This is a genomic window from Arcicella sp. BE140 (assembly GCF_031456255.1).
Classification (GTDB): Bacteria; Bacteroidota; Bacteroidia; order Cytophagales; family Spirosomataceae; genus Arcicella; species Arcicella aquatica.
Genome location: NZ_JAVDUE010000006.1, coordinates 170,450 through 193,373, shown reverse-complemented (window position 1 = coordinate 193,373; position 22,924 = coordinate 170,450). Strand labels below are relative to the sequence as shown.

Genomic DNA, 22,924 nt, shown 5'->3' with positions numbered 1-22,924 from the left:
TAGTTATTAATACAATGTGGTATAACTACCTCATTTGATGTCAATTAATAATGCTTATAAATATCCACAAGTAGATATGCTAAACTAATAACCGTTACCCAAATAGGTTTCTTTATTAATCGCTATAAACAGCATGAAAATCATTTAAACTTCGTAGTCACTTTGTGCATCTTTTTGAGTTAAAACTATTGTGTATGTTTTACAAGACCCCTTTTGCCTATATTTGTCATAACGGTATAGTGCAATAAGAATATTAATCTTTTTGGAATAAAGTAACCTTGGAAAGGGTTATACAATAACATAGTCCAATTACTGGTATATAAATATTATACGTAACCTTAAAAACCTTGATAAAGAATGACAAACGAACAGAAGGCGATAAGAACAACTTATTTTAGTATAATAGGGAATTTAGCCTTGGCCATTGCAAAAGGATTTGCTGGATTTTTTGGAAACTCGTATGCACTGATAGCAGATGCAATTGAATCTACCACAGATATTTTTTCTTCTATTCTAGTATTATTTGGACTTAAATATGCCAACAGACCTCCTGATAAAAATCACCCTTATGGACATGGTCGAATAGAACCATTAATTACCTTTTTAGTCGTTGTTTTTTTAATAACCTCTGCCGTAATTATTGCTCATGAAAGCATACATAATATAGGCACTCCACACGAATTACCAAAAGCGTGGACGTTAGTAGTTTTAGGAATAATAATTATTTGGAAGGAAATATCTTATCAAATAGTCATTAAAAAGAGTAAAGAAACCCATAGTTCTTCATTAAAAGCAGATGCTTGGCACCATAGAAGCGATGCAATAACTTCTATTTCTGCATTTATAGGCATTTCTATTGCGTTGTACTTTGGAAAAGGTTTTGAATCGGCCGACGATTGGGCTGCACTCTTTGCATCAGGATTTATATTATATAATAGTTATTTAATCTTTAGGCCAGCATTGGGTGAAATCATGGACGAACATGTATATGATGATTTAATAGCCGAAATCAGAATAGTTGCCATAACTGTAAATGGCGTAGTTGATACTGAAAAATGCTTTATCCGAAAAGCAGGTATGAAATACCATGTAGACTTGCATGCCACAGTAGATGGGAACTTAACCGTAAAACAGGGGCACGATATTGCACATCATTTAAAAGACACATTGCAAAAAGAATTGCCTCAACTTGGACAAATTTTGATACATATTGAGCCTAATAATATATAGGAAAAGCTATATCTTGATTTAATATGCGATGATATGATTCCAAATGGCTATACATCATTCCATTCCAACTATAACCCGTAGCTGTATATACGTGCTTTTCATCGCTATTATGTTTTAAAGAGAGAATTAAAAACTATACCAGAAAGACTTTTCTTTTAGAGCAATTCACAAATTTCTTTTCTGTCCCATTGCCTCTAAATACCGATACACAGTTGCTCTTCCAACACCTATAATACTAGCAATTTCATCTGCTGATTTCTTTTGTTGATACAGCATCACTGCCGTTTCTGCTTTTTTTAACGCATCAGAACTTAATCCCTTTTTTCTTCCTCCAGTACGTCCCCTTGCTCTGGCTGAGGCCAAGCCTGCTCTGGTTCTTTCACGGATGATATCGCGCTCAAATTCTGCCAACGAAGCAAAAATATTTAGGAATAATCTCCCTTGAGCACTCGAAGTATCAATCGTATCTTTTATGGATACAAAATGGATTTTCTTATTTTCCAGCATTTCGATTAACTGAATTAATTCCTTTAATGACCTACCTAAACGATCTAGTTTCCAGACAATAAGTGTATCTCCTGCTCTCAAATTATCTAGTAGTCTTACTAGTTGTGGTCGCTCCTTCCCAGAAGATACTTTTTCTTGGTAAATTCTTTCACAGCCAAATTTTGTTAAGTCATCTGTTTGTAAATCTAAATTTTGGTCTTGGGTAGAAACCCTAGCATATCCTATCTTCATATTTTGTATCATTAACCATTAAAATATCACATCTTGATATTTTGTTTTACAAGATAACAATTTGATACAAGATAACACATAAAGTTAGCGAAAATAGTAGCAAGCATTCTTGTCTCATCAAACGGTCGTTTAATGAGATTAGAAATATTACGTTTTTTATCATCTCAAAATAACTGCATTATCTTTTAATTCATACTGCTCTAGCGAAGCTCCTATCACTTTTGCCTTTTGGAAACAAACCTCCAAAGGAATAGGGAAATAGTCTAATTAATTTCAAATACTATATAGGTGAGATATTAAGCTTTTTACTAAGATAAACCACTACAATGCTTAGATAAATTAAACAAAGCCGTAATTTTGAAAGCTTGCAAAAAAACAATAGTCTATTAGTAATAGTAATTTAATTGACCGCTACGAAGTCATCTTGACTTTTTCCTAGAATTGCTTAAAAATAAAAAAAGGTCGCTGATATTTGTTTTGTGAACCATACCAAAGCAACCTTTTTATGTACTACGTACTCAGCAAAGGTATAATAGAATCGGAAATAATTTGTGATTTACCTCTGAGAAAATGAGGGTTTAAGCACAAAGTTCCGACTTATGAAATCATTAGCTGTATTCTTTATAAGCTAAAGGCTGGGATTTAACTTTTTGGAAAGCATAAGCTCTTTCAACAATTATTCTGAAGAATTTATTTAATATCAAATATTGGTCAGCAAGGATGTTTAGGATAGTAAAAGATGTATATTCTACTTTACAATCTTCAAATGTTTGAATGTTTATTTGGCATTTCTTACCATATATAAATGTCTGATAATCAGAAATAAATATTGAATATACATAGAAATTAGTTGATAAATCATTACCTCCTTTATCTATATACTAACCTTATAGTTTACAAGTTCCATTCTACATGATTAACGTTAAGTTTGTAAATTCATTTAACTTGCAGCCTGTCTTTATGTTTTATTATTCCAATTTATTTGGTTTAATTTAATCATTTAAAAAAATTAAATATTGGTGGTGTTAATCTTTTTGAAATTAACAAACTATGAAATAGCCTAGTAAAATTAAATAACTAGCTCAAAACTTTTCAAACCAATTAAATTTATCATGAATGATTTTTGTTTTTTCTTCTTGAAGATAATTCAGATAAGCTTTTGCTACTGGGGAGAAGTTTTTCCCTTTTAGCCAAATTAAATGCCAAGTAGTAATAATGGGTAATCCGTTGACTGCAATGATTTGTAAATCTCCGTTGAGGATCTCATTTTTTATACCAATCAATGGCATAATTGAATAACCTAAACCCGCAATTACTGCTTGCTTTACTGCTTCGTTGGAAGTCAGTTCCATTTTTTTTCTAACCGAAACTTTATTCTCTTCAACATATTTTTCCATCGTATGTCTTGTTCCCGAGCCTTTTTCTCTATAGATAAGGGGTAGCGTCTCAAAAATATCTTTTTCGTAATTTTTATTGATAAAGGATTCTTGTGTGTTACCTACCAAAAATAATTTGTTTTGCATCAAAGCAATTTTTTCAATCTGTAATTTGTCAGGTAAGACAGATACTAATGAAAAATCTACTTCATTACTCTCTAAACTTTCTAATACTTTGGCTTTATTGGTTACATCCAAAATCAATTCTATGCCTTCATGTTGTTTCAAAAAATCAGTTAAAAAGTAAGGAATTACATATTTTCCTGTAGAAACTACAGAAAGTTTTAGCCGTCCAGATAGCTGTCCTCTATAAGCCAATGTTTTAAAATTAATGGCATTTACTTCATCCAAAATTCGCTCGGCAGCAATAGCTATTTCTTTTCCAAAATCTGTGATAAATAGCTTTCTTCCAACTACTTCTGTCAATGGAATATCGAATTGTTCTTGAAAGTTTCGGAGTTGAATCGACACCGCAGGTTGCGTTAAATGCAACTCTTCCGATGCCTTTGTGATACTCTGTGTTTGGGTTACTTTCAAGAATACTTGTAGCTGATGCAAAGTATAATTCATAAATATATTTAATGATTATCATTACAAATATAAATAAAAATATATGAACGACATTTTAGACTTTTGCAAAGTCAAAAAATAAAAGCAAATCAACATGACACGAATCACAGTAGCAAAAGGCGATGGCATTGGGCCAGAAATTATGGATGCCACTTTAGCAATCATCTTAGCAGCAGGAGCGGCTATTGAAGTCGAGGAAATTGAAGTAGGCGAAAAAGTGTATTTGGCAGGAAATACGGCTGGTATCGCTAAGGAATCTTGGGATGTAGTGCGAAGAAACAAAGTATTCTTGAAAGCTCCCATTACTACTCCGCAAGGCGGCGGTTATAAAAGTCTGAATGTAACTACTCGTAAGTTTTTAGGGCTTTACTCAAATGTTCGCCCTTGTACAAGTTTACATCCTTTTGTAAAAACGAAGCACCCTGCAATGGATATCGTGATTATCCGAGAAAACGAAGAAGATTTGTACGCAGGGATTGAACACCAGCAGACAGATGAAGTAGTACAATGTTTGAAATTAATTAGCCGTCCGGGCTGTGAGAAAATAGTTCGTTATGCTTTTGAATACGCCAAACAATACGGACGTAAAAAAGTGACTTGTTTCACCAAAGATAATATCATGAAACAAACAGATGGTTTGTTCCACCAAGTGTTTGATGAAATAGCCAAAGAGTATCCAACAATAGAAAATGAACATTGGATTATCGACATCGGAGCGGCAAAAATGGCTGACACACCAGAAGCTTTTGACGTAATTGTAATGCCGAATTTGTACGGCGATGTACTCTCGGACGTAGCCGCACAAATTGCAGGTTCGGTTGGCTTGGCAGGTTCGGCCAACATTGGTGAAGAATGTGCCATGTTTGAAGCTATTCATGGCTCGGCTCCAAGAAGAGCAGGACAAAACCTTGCTAATCCTTCAGGATTGTTACAAGGAGCGATTATGATGTTGAATCACATAGGCAAAACAGCCGTAGCAGAAAAAGTACAAAATGCTTGGCTAAGAACTATCGAAGAGGGTATTCATACTTACGATATTTATAAAGAAGGAATCAGTACACAGAAAGTAGGTACAAAAGAATTTGCTGAGGCAGTGATTGCTAATTTGGGTAAACAGCCTCAAACCTTTAAACCTGTTAATTATTCAAAGGGAACAGCATTGAATTTACCGAAGTATCAGCGGAAAACTCCTGCTAAAAAAGAACTGGTTGGGGTAGATATATTTGTACACTGGGCTGGTACAGATCCTAACGAATTAGCAGAAAAAATACAATTATTAGATAATGACGATGTAAAACTTTCGATGATTACCAACCGTGGCATTAAGGTTTGGCCAGATGGTTTCAAAGAAACATTCTGCACAGACCACTGGCGTTGTCGATTCAAATCAACCATGAGTCACCATATTCAAAAACAGGATATTATACAATTATTGTATGATGCTAATGAATTATCTATCGATACAATCAAGACAGAAAACTTGTATGAATTTGATGGAAAAGCAGCTTTCTCTTTAGGTCAAGGACAATAAAATACAAAGGAATGGAAATACAACTTATTCTTGGTCGCTTCAGTGCCAAAGAAGCCCTCGAACTCATCACACAGATGATTCACGTTAAAATTAAATATCACGAAGGTAAAATTTCTTCAGAAAGTAACGAAGAAGATATTAAAAGACGTGAGTCAAGAATCAAAGAGCTTCAACATGATTTAGCCGAAATTCGCAAGTATGTGCAAACACAAGGCGAAACCGTAAATATAGATGCTAGGATTCTGATTTAATTCATCATAAAATGTTTGAAGGACGGACATTACTGATTGCAACTAAACATCGAAAAGAGCAAGTAATAGCACCCATTTTAGAGGAAGCATTAGGGGTAAAATGTGTTCTGTCGGAGAATATAGATACAGACGTATTGGGAACATTTACTGGAGAAGTAGAAAGAACGAATAGTCCTTTAGAAACGGCAAGAATGAAATGTGAATTGGCAAGAGAAAAGGATAAGTTTGATTTGATTTTGGCAAGTGAAGGCTCTTTTGGTTTACATCCATATTTGTTTTTTGTGATAGCAAATGAAGAAATGTTGTTATTGAAAGACTATCAAAATCAAATAGAAATAACTGTAAACGAGATTTTTACAGAAACAAACTTTGATGGTGCAAGCATTCGTTCAGAACAAGAATTAATCGACTTCGCCCAAAAAGTACAGTTCCCCAGTCATGGTCTTATTCTTCGACCTTCCAAAGACAATTTCACCTTAATGACCAAAGGAATTATAGATTGGCAAACCCTGAAAAATGTTTTTCATAGCATCTATAACAAGTATGGATTTGTTTATGTAGAAACAGATATGAGGGCAATGTATAATCCGACAAGAATGAAAATGATTGGGGAAACGACGCAAAAACTGGTTGAAAAAGCCAAAAGTCTTTGCCCGATTTGTCAGACACCCGGTTTTGGAATTACAGGTTTTCATTCGGGGCTTCCTTGTAGGATTTGTTCAATGCCCACACGTTCTATAAAAACGGTGATACTTAGCTGTCAAAAATGTTTGTATCACACAGAGCAAATATACCGAGAAAATGAACCAACAGAGGATCCTATGTATTGTGATTTTTGTAATCCATAAAATGTATGATTGAAGTAACAAAAGATATAAACAGAGCAGCCCTTTTTTTAAATAATAACGAAGTAATAGGTATGCCAACCGAAACAGTTTATGGATTGGCAGGGAATATTTACAGTGAACAAGCAGTAAAAAAGATTTTTGAAGTAAAACAAAGACCTTTCTACAATCCGTTGATTGTACATATAAAGTCGGTCGAGTACCTTGAAAAAGTAGCTGTAGAAATACCAGAACAAGCCATCGAATTGAGTAATCATTTTTGGCCTGGGCCACTTACTTTATTATTAAAGAAGCATCCGACTATCCCCAATATCATTACCGCAGGTAAAGAAACTGTTGCTGTTAGGATTCCCAAACATCCAATAGCTCAGTCGCTTTTAAACCTGCTTGATTATCCGCTTGCTGCACCAAGTGCCAATCCATTTGGTTCGATTAGCCCAACAACCGCAGAACACGTAGCAGAGTATTTTAGTGAACAAATACCTGTAGTATTGGATGGTGGGGCATGTGAAAAAGGCTTAGAATCAACCATTATCGGATTTGTAGATAACCAAGCGGTTTTATTCAGACATGGAGCGATTTCGATAGAAGAAATAGAAGAAGTAATCGGTAAAATAGTGATTAAAACCAGTGCCAAAGACCAACCAGATGCTCCGGGAATGCTTTTGAAACACTACGCTCCGCAAACGCCCACCTTTGTTACCGACGATGTTCAGAGTATGATAAAATCCTTTTCGAGAAAAAAAGTAGGCTTAATCTTATTTAAAGAAAGGCTAGAAAAGTTGGAATTGTGTCAAGAAGTGCTATCTACAAAAGGAGATTTGCAAGAAGCAGGAGCAAATCTGTATGCAGTAATGCACCGATTAGATAAACAAAAATTAGATGCAATCATTATAGAAAAACTACCTAATATCGGCATTGGACGAAGTATAAACGATCGCTTAGAAAGAGCGAGATTCAAATAAATATATAAAAGCATAATTCTTAAATCCTTACAATATGAACTTACAATTACTAATTGAAAATTTAACCAATCCAGCACTGCTGTTTTTTGTGTTGGGCATCATTGCTGTACAACTCAAGAGTGATTTAGAAATTCCGCCAAATTCTTCTAAATTCATTTCGCTATATCTCTTGTTTTCTATTGGTTTTAAGGGTGGGCAAGAGTTGGCTCATAGTCCATTTAATCTTGAGATTATTTGGGCTTTACTTTTTGGTGTTTTATTGGCATGTATTATTCCATTTTATAGTTTCTTTATCTTGAAAAAGAAGCTAAGTATTGAAAATGCAGGAGCAATTTGTGCGGCATACGGCTCGGTAAGTGCTGTAACTTTTGTAACGGCAGTGTCGTTTTTGGAAATGCAAAAACTCACGATGAATGGCTATATGGTTGCTGTAATGTCGGTGATGGAAGCACCTGCAATTATTGTCGGTGTGGTTTTGATACGTATTTTCGGCAGTAAAAGTGATACACCACAAAGTTTAAAAACAGTGATAAAACACTCTTTAACCAATGGAAGTGTACTCTTGATTATTGGAAGTTTAATTATCGGTTTGTTGGCAAGTGAGCAACAAGCACAAGGTATAAAACCTTTTACCACGGATATATTCAAAGGGTTTTTAGCGATTTTTCTTTTAGACATGGGAATTATTAGCGGTAAGAAAATCAATAATTTTTATCAATCGGGTTGGTTTACAATACTGTTTGCAGTGCTGATACCTCTTTTTAATGGTTGTTGGGTAGCTATTGCCAGTGGTTTTATTACGCACGAAGTAGGCAATAGATTCATCTTTGCTATTTTGGCGGCAAGTGCATCTTATATTGCCGTACCCGCTGCCATGAAAATAGCAGTACCAAAAGCAAATCCAGGTTTATTTTTACCGATGGCTTTGGCAATAACTTTTCCATTCAACATCACTTTCGGAATGCCCATTTATCTAGCAATTGTTGAGTATTTCTAAATATATATCGAAGCTGTTTAAACTTTCAGTTTCTGAGGTGAAAGTATTGTATTTTTGAATTGATTTTTTCAAAATTTGCGAAGCATAGCATCGCTACGTTGAGTAAATTTTGGAACAAGCTATTCTAAAAGACTTAGTTTAACCCGAAAGGGAAAGTTTAAACAGCTTCATCATTAAAAGACGTGTTACTCCTCTGAAATTATCAAGTATCATATTAAATACCACACAAAATGGAAAAATTTGAACTTTTAAAATTATTAATAACAAAAGTTGAAAAGTACTACGATAACGAAGAAACGAGTAAAAGTTTAGATGCCTTTCTAATTTGGCTTATCATTGATAATAATAGAGATAGTATTTCTTTTGATAAGTTACACGATAAAACCGATGTTGAAAATAATATAGAAATGCTTAATAGTTTATTACATCGTTATGCCAAGATGTATTCTAAACTAGTATTAGGGTACTCTACGAATCTTAGTTTGGAGGAGTTTTCATTTTTGTCGAGGTTGTTAAGTTTGAAAAGCTGTACTAAGTCTGAGTTAATAGATATAATGGTTTATGAGAAGTCAACAGGGCTTGAAATAATAAAAAGGCTTATTAAAGCAAACCTTATTTCTGAAGAGTCAAACCAATCAGACAAACGAAGTAAACAAATCAATTTAACAGATACAGGCAAAAAAAAACTTTCTAAAGCTTTTTCTCAAATGAAGATGGTTTCGATAGAATTGACGTCTATTTTGGATATAGCTGAAAGAAGTACACTTTATCATATATTACTGAAATTAGTAAAGTATCACAGGCAACATATTGATATCAATATTGAAAGTTTGAGAAAGAAATGTAGCATAATTACACCCATCAGTTAACAATTATGATTAAAAGATGAATAGATGAGGACATTATATTTAATATTGCTTACATTTTATTTATTGATAAATAATTCTCAGGCTCAAGCATTTGATTTAGGGACTTGGAGTATATTGAATGTAAAATACAATCTCAATGAAAAATGGAGTGTTTGGGGCGAAGGACAAATTCGTTCACTAAAATTTTTCACTAATTTTCACTACTATGAGTACAAAGGAGGTATTAATTATAAGTTTTCTAAAAACGTTGTATTAACCATTGGAACAGGTAGTTATCAAACCTATAGAGAAGGGGGAGATTTTGTTTTACCTAAAAATAATGATGAATTTAGAATTTGGCCATAGGTTATTCTATATCAATCCATTAATAAAATTAGGATTGAGCAACGATATAGAACTGAATTAAGATTTACAAGTAATGGTTATCGAAATCGATTTCGATATAGGCTCGGATTGTTATATCCTCTAGGCAAACAAAGAAGTGAATACAGCCCTCTACAGATTAATTTAAGCAATGAAATCTTTTTTACCGATAACGAACCATATTTTGAAAGAAACAGGATGTTATTTTCTATCAATTACAAACCTACAAAAGCCTCAACAATACAAATCGGCTATTTACACCAATTTGATTATAAGATTGATGATGAAACAGGTCGAGATTTTCTTCAAATAGGTTACTTTATTGATATATTTCCAGTAAAATCATCTAATAAAACTATTAATAACGACATAAATGATAATTAGAATCTTAAATTTATCTATATAGGAATAGTATCACAGACAGTATGGTAAATATTTTATTTAACTTAATAATTATAAAACCAAAATATTGGCTGTTTATATAAGATTTTGAGCAAATTTAAACAGAGAAAAAAAGAGGCCAATCGTATATACTAAACGTTTTTATATGATTGACCTCTTTTAACTAATTATTCTGAATCAACTAATGCAACATTTTTATTAAGCATCACGTATTCAGATGGCGATATGTTGTATTTTGCTTTAAAAGCTCTAGCAAAATAATTTGGATTTGAAAAGCCCACAGAGTATGCTATTTGGGATATTTTTATATCATTCTTTTGCAAAAGCGTAATTGCTTTCTTCAATTTTTGCGACCTTACATATTCCACTGGAGTCTCACCAGTAAGGCTTAAAACTTTGCTGTAAAGTGTTCCTCGACTAACGAACATGGCTTTGCTCAATTCTTCTACTGATAAATTGGGGTTTTCGATATGTTCTTCCACATAACGTGAAAACTTCAACAAAAACTTTTCGTCTTCTGAGACAAACTCAGCTTCAGGGGTCTCCAATTGAATATGCTTACTGTATGTATTTTTCAATAAACTATTCAAACTAAGCAAGTTTTCTATTTTAATGTTGAGCAAATGAAAATTGAATGGTTTCGACAAGTAATCACTTGCCCCTGATTCCAATCCTTTCATTTGGTCTATTTCATCAGATAAAACAGTCAACATAATAACAGGAATATGCTTGGTACGATTATCACTTTTAATTTTGCGTACCATCTCTACACCATCCATTCTTGGCATATTTACATCGCTGACTATTACCTGAGGATGGCATGACAAGGCCTTTTGCCAACCCTTTATACCATCGGCGGCTTCTATTATTTTATATTTTGTTTTCAGACTTTCAACCAAATAAGCTCTTAAATCGTCATCATCATCCACAATCAATACAACAGGCATATCAATTTTAGGAGGCTCATTTTTAGCAAACCCACCAATCAAATCAGAGGTTTCATTTGAAACGATTGGAGAGGTAGATTGCTGAAAAGTAATTGGCAAAAGTGGCAGAGATATAGTAAAAGCACTTCCTATATCTTCCTCACTTTCTACTTTAATGGTTCCACCGTGAAGTTTGATAAACTCTTGAGCGATTGAAAGACCTATTCCACTTCCCTGATTTAATATGTCAGCGCTGTTATTTACTTGGAAAAATCTTTCAAAAATCTTGTCGGTCATTTCTTTTGGCAATCCGATGCCAGTATCACGTAGAATCAACCTGATACCTGTTTCGCCATCGCCTGCAATTTGAAGGCTAACACTTCCGCCTTCATTGGTGAATTTTATAGCATTAGAAAACAAGTTGATTAGCACTCGTTCTAATTTATCCTTATCAAAACTAGTATGGTAGTTACTATATGAACTTACAAAATGTAGAGAGATATTTTTCCTTACAGCTATATATTTGAAAGAATCTACAATTTCCTGCGCGAATGTAATCAAATCGCCATCTGTTGCGTGCAGCGTCAATTCATTGTCTTCAATTTTTCTAAAATCAAGCAATTGGTTTACCAAATTCAAAAGTCTTTTGGCATTGCGACCTATCAAATTAAGCATTTCCAGCTTTTCTGTACTTTTCTCTTGAAACATCAAGTTCTCTATCGGATTCAAGACAAGTGTCAAAGGTGTTTTTAACTCATGGCTCAGGTTCGTCAGGAATTTAATCTTAATTTGCTCTAACTCTATTTTTTTCTCTGCTTCGTGTCGTTCCTTTTCAATCATATGTTTTACCTCCAAACGTTCCTGTTCTCTGGCAAACTTATTCTTGAATTTTTCAATAGAACGTTTTCTGATAGCCCAAATGGCTCCTGAAACCATGATACAATAGAAAAAATAGGCATAATACGTCCGCCAAAACGGAGGCTTCACAATAATATCAATAACTTTTTCGGGTGTCTGCCATGAGCCATCCTCACTATATGCTTTTAGTCTGAAGATATATTTCCCTGGGTCAAGGTTAGTATAAACAGCCGTATTGGCCGTTCCTACTTGGTTCCACTCTTTGTCGAATCCTTCTAATTTATAAGAATACCTATTTTCATGTGGAGCTGTGTAATTGAGGGCGATAAAGTCTAAAGAAAAATTCTGTTTATAACTCAACACCATTTCTTTTGCTGTCGAGATGTGTTCAGTTATTTCGGCATTTTCACCAGGATTTATTTGTTTGTTATTAATCTTCAAACTAGTAATTACCAGCGTAGGAATATTCTTTTTCTGGAAAATACTAGCAGGATTGAAGTAGTTAAAGCCTGCCAGTCCACCAAAAAACAATTGTCCGTCTGAAGTTTTCAAACCAGCCCCAATATTAAAGTTGCTCTGCTGAACGCCATTATAATGTGTGAAATTTCTAAATACCTTCTTGTCAGGGTCAAATGAACTGATGCCCTTATTAGTACTTATCCATATTTTGCCTTTTTCATCTTCCAAAATTTTGTAAACAACATCATTTGACAAAGAATTTCTTTCATCAAAGCGTTCAAATGTTTTTGTTTGAGGCTTATATAAACAAAGCCCACCTCCCCATGCACCAACCCATATTTTGCCAGAACGGTCACAGTAAATACTCTGGACTTTGTCTATCGGGAGTCCATTCCTATCGTGGTTTAATACCTGAAACCGTTTCTCACTTGGATAATAAACAGCTATTCCTGAACCGTTTGAGCCAATCCAGATATTCCCCATTTTATCTTGCTCAATAGTGGTAATAAAACCATTCAAAGGGAATTTCTGAGCAGATGCTAATTGAAAAACTTTATCAGATGATTCCATTACATCCCGCTGTGGGTCGTATAAATAAACCCCATTGCCATTTGTACCTAGCCAAATTTTCCCATTTTTATCTGCTTTTATGCAGTTGATAGGTATGTTTACATCATCCGTGTTGCTTTTTGGAAGGTGAAAATACCTAGAAGCACCCGTTGCCATATTTATGGTATATAAACCAACTTGATATGTTCCTACCCAAAGCGTATTACCAACAGATTGTAAAGCGATAATAGATGCTCTATTTGCCTTTTTATCTTTTAAATCATAACGTCTTATTAGCCCTGTTTTTCTGTTAAATACATTCAGCCCTGCACCTTCTGTTCCAATAAAGATATCTCCAGAAGGACTTTCGGAAAAGGCCATTATTGAACTGCCCGTCAATCCGTTAGGATCAAAGGGATTGAATTTTTTATAGTTAAAGAACGCCAGATTCGTATCATATTTATTTACGCCACCTTGATGAACACCTATCCAATATACACCATTATTATCAATGTAAATATCCCTAATTGATCGTCCAGAAGTACTAGGCGTAAAGCCATCTTGCTCTACAATCGAACTTTTGACACTGATTGCCTTCTCTGTTTGCGGATTAAATATGTCGATGCCTATTTCTGTACCTACCCAAAGCTGCCCGTCTTTATCAAATACTACCTTAATTATATGATTATTGGAAAGAGAATTAGGGTTGTTTGAATCATGTTTGTAATTGCGAAACGTACCCTTTTTTGTGTCCATTACATTTATTCCCCCTTCTTCAGTACCAATCCAAAGTTTACCATACTTGTCAGCCGTGATGCTCTTTATATTGTTCCATGAAATACTTGCTGGATTATTCGGGTTGTGTAAAAACCTTGTAAATCGTTCGCTCTTTCTGTCATAAACATGTAAACCTTCGTCGGTACCAACCCAAATGTTGTTATGACTATCTTCAAATAGTGAGCGAATCATATTTGAATTTAATTTTGTGGTGTTTGAAGGGTCTGCTTTAAAGACATTAGTTTTTTTCGAGACTGGATCTAGCACAAATAAACCAGAATAAGTTCCAACCCAAATTTTGCCCGAATGGTCAGCACATAATGATATAATCCAGCCTAGCGTACTAAAATCGTAATTAGTAAATGAATTCAAATTCAGATTATAAATAGACAAAGTCAGATTAGTCGCCACCCAAATGTTACCAGCTTTATCCTGAGTCATGGCTGTTATTGGGCCACTTCCGATACTTGTACTATCGTTTTCTTTATGGCGATATTCAGTAAAATTTTGACCATCAAACCTATTGAGTCCATCTTCAGTCCCAAACCACATAAAGCCATTCTTGTCTTTTACAATGGCATTAATGGAATTGGAGGTGAGCCCATTTCTGCTACTGAAATTAATAAATTTATATTCTTTCTGTTGCCCGTGAATCCAGTGAGCAACAAAAATAAAAATTAATAAAAAGTAACATTTCTTCATTTTTACAGTCTTTAACACATCAACCATCGGTTGGATGTTTTCATTATAGTCATTGCCCAATTTAACATAATTTTATTTTAGGCCCTATCTGTTGCTACTGTTAGTAGTATTTACAAAAGCTAATTATTCATAAATCTTACTCTTAGTTCAAAATTTTGTTATAATCAGCATGTGAAACAAACAGACGAATTAAGGTAAGCGTTTATTGTTGCATTTAACAAATAAGCTAATATTTCTTGATTTTAAAAATAGTGGTTAGGTAAATTACTCATACCCATTTATTGAAATAATCCCTAACAAATTGCTAGGGATTATAAACGAAACGGGTAGTTATATATTAATGGATAGGGTTATATAGTAAATAGTGGTTTATTTTTAAAGGATAAACACTTCTCCTTATTATTTCATATTTGCTTTGATAGATTCAGCTACGTAAGAATAAGCTACTTTTCTTACATAATCTTTTGTCCATAGACCAATCGGCTCATCTGCTCTCCAGCTTGAATTGGCAGGGCTGTCTAGTGGACTCCACAACGTGATACCGTATCTCTGTGCGGCAGGTATAAGCTCAAAATATTTGTCGATAACATATTTATACATTTCAGCCTGTGCCTGATATTGTGCCTGAGTTGCATTAGCTGTTTTCACACTACCTAAGCCAATATCCAATTCTGAAATTTTTATCACTTTCCCTGTAGCAGCTAATAGCTTAAACATATCGGCAATCTTGGTTTTGTCCGACTTGATATCAATGTGCATTTGAGTACCAATACCATCAACCTTTGCACCTTTTCCTTCGATATAGCTTACATAAGCGATTAATCCACGACATTTATCCAGATTATATTCCAAATTATAATCATTGATGAAAAGTATGTCACTAGCATTCCCGTATTTTCTAGCTAACTGAAAAGCTGTTACAGCATAATCTTTGCCCAAATAATCTTGCCAATAAAATTCATCAGTGGCTAAAGTTTTGCCTACTCCTGTTTTAAGTTCATAAGGTTTTCCATCGTCCATTGGTTCGTTTACTACATCCCATGCTTTTACATAAGGCTTACTTACTGCCAACATACCCGACATCCATTTATCTAATGCGCCACCTACAAGAATACTTTTCTCCTCAGCTGTTTTTTCAGCAATTGTGATTGCTCCTCCAGTTGCTTTTGAGCTTTTCAGCACTACATTATCAATGTATACAGTTCCTGCAAATTCACCATAGCTAAATACAAGTTTATTTCTATCCGCGGCAGTTGCTGTAGTGGAAACATCAACTAATTTCCATTCTTTCGTTACAGCTATTTGACCGAAACCATTCGAGGCGTAGCTTGGGCTTTGAAGTTCGGGCCTAATGATTCCTTCTGCAGTTCCTTTTACCCAAAATGATAAATTATATGATTCACCATTATTAAGGTTTTTACCTAAATCAAGTGCAGTCTGGGCATCCCAATAGTTTGCCGTCTTTGCAGGCATTGTTACATAAAATGCCTTCCCTTTATTATTATATCCGAGTCCATCAGCAGTAATACCTCTCGATGAATTACCACCATAACCTCCCCAACCTGAACCTGTCTCAAAATCACCATTGGCTACAAGATTAGTAACAACCGCTGTTCCTTGTGTATCATATACATACAGGTTGTTTACATCTATGTAATAGTTTACATTAGGTTTGTACCCTAAGTCAAAGTTAAGCTTGATAGATGTTCCCGTAAAATCACTTACTTGAAATCTTACTTCTTTCCAAGAAATACCAGTCGTAAAAGTAGCTGATGCTTTTCCAGTTTTCATCCAATCTACTTGAGGCGTATTATTTGTTAAACCCTCAAAAGAAATTCTACCTTCTCCTGCCACATCCGATTTAATGTAGCATACTATTTCATATTTGTGTCCAGCTACAACATTAATACTAGGACTTACCAATTGTAAAGCCGTCGCTGACGAAGAACCAGCGGTAGCAGTCAGTTTTATGGCTTTTGTTCCAGTACCCATTCCAGTATTATTCGCTACCGAAATACCTGCACCATTGTTTGTTGCATTCCAACCCGAAAGTACTCCGCTTTGCAGAGCGGAAGTATTCAGGTCATTAGGGAAAGAAGGCGCCGTAACTGTCAACGGAGCAATCACCCCTTTGAGGTAATTAGCATTTTGATTGGCATGCCAACATAAAGTATGGCCATACACAGCAATACCACCATCTTTGGCTGTTGCTAATAATTTACTGACGTTATCCAGTGCTAAGCTACCATCGGCTTGTACTACTGCACCATGCTTCATTTCATAGCCTAAAACTATTTCATCGAAGTTTTTATTGGCAAGTCTGTACATTACGCCCTTGTTAACATAGTCAGACAAGGAAAGAGCAACCCCAAACTTAAAATTGGGGTATGTAGTGCGATTGATATAAGATTTTAATGCAGGATAAGCATCAATATCTTCCTGAGCAGTAGCGCTTTCAGGTTTGATGACGCTAAACTCTAGCGCCTCATATTTGGTACAAGAAGTCACCATCAATGTGGTCAGACCTAGTACTACTTTATATAATTTATTCATAAAATAACTGTTCTAGTTAGACAAATTATTATTTTGTCACTGGCGAAAAGGTTTCCATTGTTACTGTACGATCACGCATAACGAGGGTATCTGTTGTAGATATATTCATTCCTGCCAGATTCACATCATACTTTAGGTATAATGCATCTCTGTCCTTATTCCCCCAACTGTTTTTCTCCCCTTTTTTCACAAATGTGCCACTACCAGTTGCAGTATAACCACTCGTTAATGAAGAAATTGTACACTTGTCGCTTTCAAATTTTAGTGATAATGTTATATTAACATTCTTACCATCTTTATCTTTAAAGACTACAGGGAACTCTAGCTCGCTTAAAGATTTGGTAGAAAGTTTGTTAACTTCATCTTGCTCTACGTATTGTGCATGGCGAACAATCGTTTTATTCAAAGTGCCTGTAACAACGTCCTTTCCACGTCTAAGATAGTTTCCATGCCAAGTATTCACATATTTAATAGCATACAAAATAAAGTGTTTGCCATAAAGTATTGAATCGGCATTAGTTACGCTAGTCATCGTTAAAGGAATAACATAGGTATTTTTGATTGATTTTGGATCTGCAAAAAATGCATCTGTCAATTGTACGTCTACTCCACCTGCCAATGTTCCTTTAGGAATAATAATCTTATCTGAGCCTAACGAGTAGTAATTAGTAGGCATAGGAAGCACCTCGTCTTTTCCTGTTCCAAATAGTAAACCGTTTTTTAGGAGTGAATTATCAACGGCTATTTTTATAGATACATCTTTTCTACTCTCATAAACTCCACCAGTTGAAGCATAAATCTGGCATTTATGTTGATTATCCAAATCAGTATTCACGTACGTATCCTCTCCTAAAGTAATTGTTCTTACAGGATACTGATAAGCGAAATATACAGTTTGGTATTTGTAATCCGGGAACTCATTTTCCGTATTGCAGGAAGCAAGTCCGATTAGGATTAGTACCGACATTAAAACTAATTTCTTCATAAATATTAAATTTTGTCAATAATAAAATTATAGCTGATTATTAATTCCATCCTTCATTTTGTTCAAGTGCAGGGAACTTCAGTATTTCTGAATAAGGAATTGGGCCGTATTTCATATAACTCTTGAATACTCTGTCTTGTACAACTGGGATTAAAGTGTAAACACCATTTTGGATACTCACACCTTTTGCTGGTTCTGTAAGTCCTGCATTCCAACGACGTAAATCCCAGAATCTAAATCCTTCAAAACAAAGTTCTAAGCGACGTTCATTACGAATCAAAGTACGCATCGTTTCCTTATTACCTTTTGCACTTTCCAGATAAGCATCGTTGTTGGTTGTACCAATACCAGCTCTTCTACGGATAGCTCTGATGATATCATAAGCTGAATAAGCATTTGTACCCGTACCCGTAGGTCCCCAAGCCTCGTTAGCTGCTTCTGCATAAGCCAACGCAATTTCGGTATAACGAATATGCGGTTTGTAATGACGCTGATTTGTGGCAGATGTAGGGTTAAGGTTTACATCTTGACGTAACAATTTTCGCAAATAATAACCCGTTCTTGTCGAAGTAGCCACTTTATTAAGCGCATCGTTGGTAGTACCATTAGCAGTAGTATTAATAGCCGTATTATTTACACCAGCGGTTGCACCGTTCACAAGCACAAACATTTTCAAGCGGGGGTCACGGTTAGTATATGGGTCAGCAGGATTATAGCCACTGTTAGCATCAGTAATCGGATACCCATTCAGCATTGGGAAAGCATCTACAAGGTTCTGAGACGGATTGATACGTCCGTTACCAAATAATGTTGGAGGAAAATTAGCTTGTTCTAAATCTCTATTTTCACCCCAGTTATTTCTCCACAATATTTCAGGAGGGTTAGCGCCATCCTTAAGATTAGCAATCTCCGTAGTATTAGTGTACCAAGTAAGACCACTTGCTACATTACTTGTTATAGCATTCAACCCTCCATTAGCATTCAATACATTGGCGGCATAGTTGGCGGCATCTACCCACTTACTTGTATTGCCATTATTAAATGATGGGCTGGCTGCCAGTAATGCAGCTTGTGCTCTTACTGCTTTAGCAATACGACCAGTAAATAAACCACTGAAAGTAACCCCGAATGCACGGTTATATTGCTCAATCGTTACCTGACCATACTTTGCTGGTATCAGAGATTCCTGTCCCAATGAAAAATTCTGATAGTCTAAAGGAAGCTTGACATCTGCACTATCTAAATCTTGATAAATTTGTTTCATACAATCATCAAAAGAAGCTCTTGGAAGATTATAATTATCAGAAGTAGTCTGTGGCTTAAGTAATATAGGTACTCCAAGCATTGCTCCGCTTACTCCTTTACCAGCGTGTGTTAGCAAAAGATGGTACATCAATAAGGCTCTAAGCCCATAAGCTTCTCCTTTAATTCTAGTAGAAAACAATCTGTTAGCAACAGGGTCAGCCACCCATTGAACCTTGTTTACTTCTCCAAGCATAATATTTAGGTATTGAATGCCTGCAAAACAATTTGTCCATTGGTTGGTGGGATTATTGTTTGCCGTCCATTGCCCCGTTGCCATTTTTAGATAGCCATTGTCTTGGTCATTACTTACAGCATCATCAGTTGCCACATCATTAAAAGACCACGAGTTCGTCGGAATTCTATTATAGCCATTCAGCAATATACCGAATGGAAATCTTGAGTCGCTTGGTAAATAAGCACTAGGGTCTAACTGCCTGTTATTCTCTATAGCAGGTTCTATTAGGTCTTCACATCCGGTCAGCAATACAGCAGCGCAAACCAGTAGTTTTAATATTCCTTTATTCATATAAAACATAGTATAATATTCAAAATATGATATTTTCAAAAACTTAGAAAAGGGCTTTTACACCTAAATTGAACAAACGTGTTTGTGGTGCACTTCCCACACTAAGTTCCATGATTTCACGATTGTCTGACACAGTTAGCAGGTTAAAGCCAGTGACATATAATCCAAGTTCACGTACAAAAGATTTCATCTTTAATACATCCGTCAAATCATAGGTTACCTGTACTTTACTCAAGTCAAAACGATTCGTTTTATAAATCCAGAAGTCCGATGGGCGATAGTTATTATCACTTGTCAAAGTGGTAAGTCTTGGATAGGTGGCTGTTAGTTTTGTTGCTTCCGTCCATCTATCTCTCACTACTGCAGAGTACTTATCTTCACCATCAACCCAGAAATAAGAGCTATTACGCATTCCATTAGCCCCAAAACGACCAACACCCATTGCGAAGAAAGTAAGCTTTTTCCACTGAGCAGTAAGGTTGATACCTAAAGTAAGCGGAGCACCAAACCAACCACCTTTTCCTAAAGAGACTTCGTCTCGGCTATTAATAATACCATCACCGTTTTGATCTTTGTATTTAATATCGCCTGGCTTTACTTGTCCATATGTTTGTGTTGGAGAGTTTGCTATATCGTTTTGATCTTGGAAAAATCCCAAACTTTGTAAGCCCCACGTAGCATCAAGCGGTTTTCCTTGACGGTTTTGGTAAGCATCTTCGTATAATTCAGCTCTTTTAGTAGCAGTAGTTTGGTAGTATGTACCATTCACGCCCAAAGTCCAATTTACTTCACCATATCTTTTATTCAAACTAGCACCGAAGTCAAAGCCAACACGTTTGTCTTCATTATAATTTACATAAGGAATAAATGAAGATACTGGAAAGCCAGTCGTGAAATAACTTGGGAATAAAACAGATGCTTGAATGATATTTCCCGAGATGGTATTAACAAAGAATGTTCCGTTTAATGTTAATAATCTTTTGAAAAACGAACCTTCGAATCCTACACTAAGTTCTTCTCTTTTAGGAAACTTCATGTTAGGGTTATCACCTCTTCTTGATTCAGTAGCTTGAATACCCGTACCATCTTTCCAACCATACCACGAACCAGCACCAGTGTAAACACCTTGATATAAATAGTAATTTGGAATATCAAGATCTGTATGTAAAATACTAGCAGAAGCTGTCAACTTCAAATCGTCTACGATATCTGAATTTTTAAGAAACTCTTCTTGACTTAATCTCCAGCCTAAAGTAAGTGACGGAGAAAATGCTTGACGATTACTTGGAGGAAGTTTTGCAGAATGAATATAAGCAGCACTAAAATCCATGTAGTATTTATGCTTGTAATTATAGCTTGCTAAAAAACCTAAATTCGCATTACTTGTCTTGTGGTAAATCGCAGATTCTGATTGTTGAAACCCATTAGCTAATAAAATAGCTGATAAATTATGGTCTTCGTTAAAAGTTCTATCATAATTTAACTGTCCTGAAAATGCAATCGTTTGACGATATCTATTTCCTGATACATTCTGAGTTCCAGATTTTGCATCTTGGCCATACACTGTAAGACTACTAATTAAGTCGGTTCCGCTATACTTATTCCAAGTAGGAGCATATGTAGCATAAGAATAATTATAAGCCAACGTATATTCAGTAGCATAATCAACAGCAAAACTAGATTTGAAACTCAAGCCTTTCAGCACATTTCTAAGGTCTGCTTTAATCCCTGTATTAAACTGAAATTGACGATTAGCAAATTGATTACTACCTCCAGAATAAATGGTAGCGATTGGATTCGTTTGGTCTAATTGAGTACCTCCAAGTAAATATTGTCCATCGATAATATTATTACTGTTTTTAATTAACACCTGTGAAGCTGCATCTTCTTGTTCAATCATACTAAGGGGAATAAGTGGTGCAAAACGATTTGGACGAACCGTTGTTGCACTACTCCAAAAGTTCGCATTGACACCACGACCAGTATAAAAAATAGCAGTAGCATCAGCATTCAGACTTATAAACTCATTCAAGTTTACATCGATATTTCCACGGAAATTAAGACGGTCTGAATTATTGTTGGTTTTTGCTTCTCCAAAGTTCAACAGTGAACCAGATGTTGCAAATCCTAAATTTGTATAGTATTTAACTCTTTCATTTCCACCTGAAATTTCGGCAGTGGCGTCATAACTACCATAACTACTTTTGAGGTACTCTGATGAGTAAAAATCTATATTCGGATAACGATATTTATTGATTCCTGAGGCATAGTTGTAAATATCAGATTCAGAATACAAATTCGTTAATCCATCATTTCTACGTGCTTCATTATATAAAGTCATATATTCCGCTGAACCTAAGTAACGTGGAAAAGCTTTAGGAACATTTACACCACTATTAATTCTGAGGTCAAATCTACTTTGACCTGCTACGCCTCTTTTTGTAATTACATTCACTACACCTTTAGCACCACGGCTACCGTATAGTGCAACAGCGTTAGCTCCTTTCAAAAATACGATTTGCTCTATCTCAGTCGGCATTACGTTCCCTGTCTCACGAGGAACCCCATCAATCATGAACAGATAACTTCCCATTCCCCAATTACTGTTTCCATTAAACCCTGGAACTAAAGATTCCATTCCATCTAGTGGGTAAGTGAAGTAATTCTTCTTAAGAAGCTCCTTTACATTCACAGAAGATACACCACCCAGCAAATCTTGTTTATCAACATTACGGAAAGGAAGACCTACTTGTTCTTGGTTGTCATCGGGTGCGATAACGATTTCACTGATTTGTTGATTAGCAGTGATGTATTTGGTTTTGAAACCTTTCGCAGCAATTGATAATACCTCATTTTTAGGAATTTCAATACTAAAAGTACCCAAAGCATCTGTGGTAACAGCTTTCCCGATTTCTTCGGAGCTACTTACAATAGCGCCAATAACGGGCTGTTTATTCGAGCCAACAACGGTGGCTTTAATTTTAATCGTCGAGGAATTCTGCGCCATTATCGTAGCTTTTGAAAAAGCCAGTAATGCACATAAAACCATAATTATTTTTATAAACTTCATTTCTTGTTCGTTTATCT

The 22,924-nt window shown here is 35.2% G+C and carries 14 protein-coding genes and 1 pseudogene; 8 read left to right on the top strand and 7 right to left on the bottom strand.

The features are described from left to right. The first annotated feature begins 357 nt into the window (after window positions 1-357). The gene (locus tag J2Y60_RS11340; RefSeq protein ID WP_309917691.1) at window positions 358-1,230 is read left to right on the top strand and encodes a cation diffusion facilitator family transporter; all 873 of its coding nucleotides are present in this window, start codon (window positions 358-360) and stop codon (window positions 1,228-1,230) included. A gap of 165 nt (window positions 1,231-1,395) precedes the next feature. Here J2Y60_RS11340 and J2Y60_RS11335 read toward each other — a convergent pair whose 3' ends face one another. Beyond that, window positions 1,396-1,968 (bottom strand): recombinase family protein, encoded by a 573-nt coding sequence (locus J2Y60_RS11335; protein ID WP_309917695.1) that lies wholly within the window; start codon window positions 1,966-1,968, stop codon window positions 1,396-1,398. A 1,082-nt stretch (window positions 1,969-3,050) separates the two neighbouring features. After that, on the bottom strand, window positions 3,051-3,974 hold the full coding sequence (locus tag J2Y60_RS11330) for a LysR family transcriptional regulator (RefSeq protein WP_309917697.1): 924 nt from the start codon (window positions 3,972-3,974) through the stop codon (window positions 3,051-3,053). 94 nt (window positions 3,975-4,068) lie between these two features. Between J2Y60_RS11330 and J2Y60_RS11325 the strand changes: the two genes are divergently transcribed. The 7 genes and pseudogenes from J2Y60_RS11325 to J2Y60_RS11295 all read left to right on the top strand — a co-directional run bounded on the left by J2Y60_RS11325 (window position 4,069) and on the right by J2Y60_RS11295 (window position 10,179). Continuing rightward, a complete protein-coding gene (locus tag J2Y60_RS11325) occupies window positions 4,069-5,505 on the top strand; it encodes an NADP-dependent isocitrate dehydrogenase (protein ID WP_309917700.1) in 1,437 nt (478 codons plus the stop codon). 11 nt (window positions 5,506-5,516) lie between these two features. After that, the gene (locus tag J2Y60_RS11320) at window positions 5,517-5,756 is read left to right on the top strand and encodes a hypothetical protein (protein WP_309917703.1); all 240 of its coding nucleotides are present in this window, start codon (window positions 5,517-5,519) and stop codon (window positions 5,754-5,756) included. Between the two features lie 11 nt (window positions 5,757-5,767). Continuing rightward, window positions 5,768-6,604 (top strand): DUF6671 family protein, encoded by an 837-nt coding sequence (locus tag J2Y60_RS11315; protein ID WP_309917706.1) that lies wholly within the window; start codon window positions 5,768-5,770, stop codon window positions 6,602-6,604. 5 nt (window positions 6,605-6,609) lie between these two features. Further along, entirely contained in the window at window positions 6,610-7,566 is a 957-nt protein-coding gene (locus J2Y60_RS11310; RefSeq protein WP_309917709.1) for an L-threonylcarbamoyladenylate synthase, read from the top strand. 34 nt (window positions 7,567-7,600) lie between these two features. Continuing rightward, entirely contained in the window at window positions 7,601-8,563 is a 963-nt protein-coding gene (locus tag J2Y60_RS11305; RefSeq protein WP_309917712.1) for a sodium-dependent bicarbonate transport family permease, read from the top strand. A 230-nt stretch (window positions 8,564-8,793) separates the two neighbouring features. After that, complete coding sequence (locus J2Y60_RS11300) at window positions 8,794-9,432, top strand: MarR family winged helix-turn-helix transcriptional regulator (protein WP_309917714.1); 639 nt, start codon at window positions 8,794-8,796, stop codon at window positions 9,430-9,432. Window positions 9,433-9,456: 24 nt separating this feature from the next. Further along, window positions 9,457-10,179, top strand: a pseudogene (locus J2Y60_RS11295) (DUF2490 domain-containing protein). 185 nt (window positions 10,180-10,364) lie between these two features. On the opposite strand, the gene J2Y60_RS11290 reads toward J2Y60_RS11295, so the two are convergent. The 5 genes from J2Y60_RS11290 to J2Y60_RS11270 form a co-directional block, all read right to left on the bottom strand. Then, window positions 10,365-14,468 (bottom strand): two-component regulator propeller domain-containing protein, encoded by a 4,104-nt coding sequence (locus J2Y60_RS11290; RefSeq protein ID WP_309917717.1) that lies wholly within the window; start codon window positions 14,466-14,468, stop codon window positions 10,365-10,367. 399 nt (window positions 14,469-14,867) lie between these two features. Beyond that, window positions 14,868-17,021 (bottom strand): endo-1,4-beta-xylanase, encoded by a 2,154-nt coding sequence (locus tag J2Y60_RS11285; protein WP_309917722.1) that lies wholly within the window; start codon window positions 17,019-17,021, stop codon window positions 14,868-14,870. A 28-nt stretch (window positions 17,022-17,049) separates the two neighbouring features. Beyond that, window positions 17,050-18,006 carry a DUF5627 domain-containing protein gene (locus J2Y60_RS11280; RefSeq protein ID WP_309917724.1) on the bottom strand — a complete coding sequence of 319 codons (957 nt, stop codon included), beginning with the start codon at window positions 18,004-18,006 and terminating at the stop codon, window positions 17,050-17,052. 40 nt (window positions 18,007-18,046) lie between these two features. Continuing rightward, window positions 18,047-19,837 carry a RagB/SusD family nutrient uptake outer membrane protein gene (locus J2Y60_RS11275; protein ID WP_309917727.1) on the bottom strand — a complete coding sequence of 597 codons (1,791 nt, stop codon included), beginning with the start codon at window positions 19,835-19,837 and terminating at the stop codon, window positions 18,047-18,049. 43 nt (window positions 19,838-19,880) lie between these two features. Next, window positions 19,881-22,907, bottom strand: coding sequence for a SusC/RagA family TonB-linked outer membrane protein (locus tag J2Y60_RS11270; protein WP_309917729.1), 3,027 nt, complete (start codon window positions 22,905-22,907; stop codon window positions 19,881-19,883). Between the last annotated feature and the right edge of the window lie 17 nt (window positions 22,908-22,924).

Excerpts from the sequence above, each read along its gene's own strand:
- J2Y60_RS11300 (WP_309917714.1), top strand. The coding sequence starts at position 8,794 with ATGGAAAAATTTGAACTTTTAAAATTATTAATAACAAAAGTTGAAAAG.
- J2Y60_RS11285 (WP_309917722.1), bottom strand. The coding sequence starts at position 17,021 with ATGAATAAATTATATAAAGTAGTACTAGGTCTGACCACATTGATGGTG.
- J2Y60_RS11305 (WP_309917712.1), top strand. The coding sequence starts at position 7,601 with ATGAACTTACAATTACTAATTGAAAATTTAACCAATCCAGCACTGCTG.
- J2Y60_RS11275 (WP_309917727.1), bottom strand. The coding sequence starts at position 19,837 with ATGAATAAAGGAATATTAAAACTACTGGTTTGCGCTGCTGTATTGCTG.
- J2Y60_RS11270 (WP_309917729.1), bottom strand. The coding sequence starts at position 22,907 with ATGAAGTTTATAAAAATAATTATGGTTTTATGTGCATTACTGGCTTTT.
- J2Y60_RS11290 (WP_309917717.1), bottom strand. The coding sequence starts at position 14,468 with ATGAAGAAATGTTACTTTTTATTAATTTTTATTTTTGTTGCTCACTGG.
- J2Y60_RS11315 (WP_309917706.1), top strand. The coding sequence starts at position 5,768 with ATGTTTGAAGGACGGACATTACTGATTGCAACTAAACATCGAAAAGAG.
- J2Y60_RS11325 (WP_309917700.1), top strand. The coding sequence starts at position 4,069 with ATGACACGAATCACAGTAGCAAAAGGCGATGGCATTGGGCCAGAAATT.
- J2Y60_RS11330 (WP_309917697.1), bottom strand. The coding sequence starts at position 3,974 with ATGAATTATACTTTGCATCAGCTACAAGTATTCTTGAAAGTAACCCAA.
- J2Y60_RS11320 (WP_309917703.1), top strand. The coding sequence starts at position 5,517 with ATGGAAATACAACTTATTCTTGGTCGCTTCAGTGCCAAAGAAGCCCTC.
- J2Y60_RS11340 (WP_309917691.1), top strand. The coding sequence starts at position 358 with ATGACAAACGAACAGAAGGCGATAAGAACAACTTATTTTAGTATAATA.
- J2Y60_RS11310 (WP_309917709.1), top strand. The coding sequence starts at position 6,610 with ATGATTGAAGTAACAAAAGATATAAACAGAGCAGCCCTTTTTTTAAAT.
- J2Y60_RS11335 (WP_309917695.1), bottom strand. The coding sequence starts at position 1,968 with ATGAAGATAGGATATGCTAGGGTTTCTACCCAAGACCAAAATTTAGAT.
- J2Y60_RS11280 (WP_309917724.1), bottom strand. The coding sequence starts at position 18,006 with ATGAAGAAATTAGTTTTAATGTCGGTACTAATCCTAATCGGACTTGCT.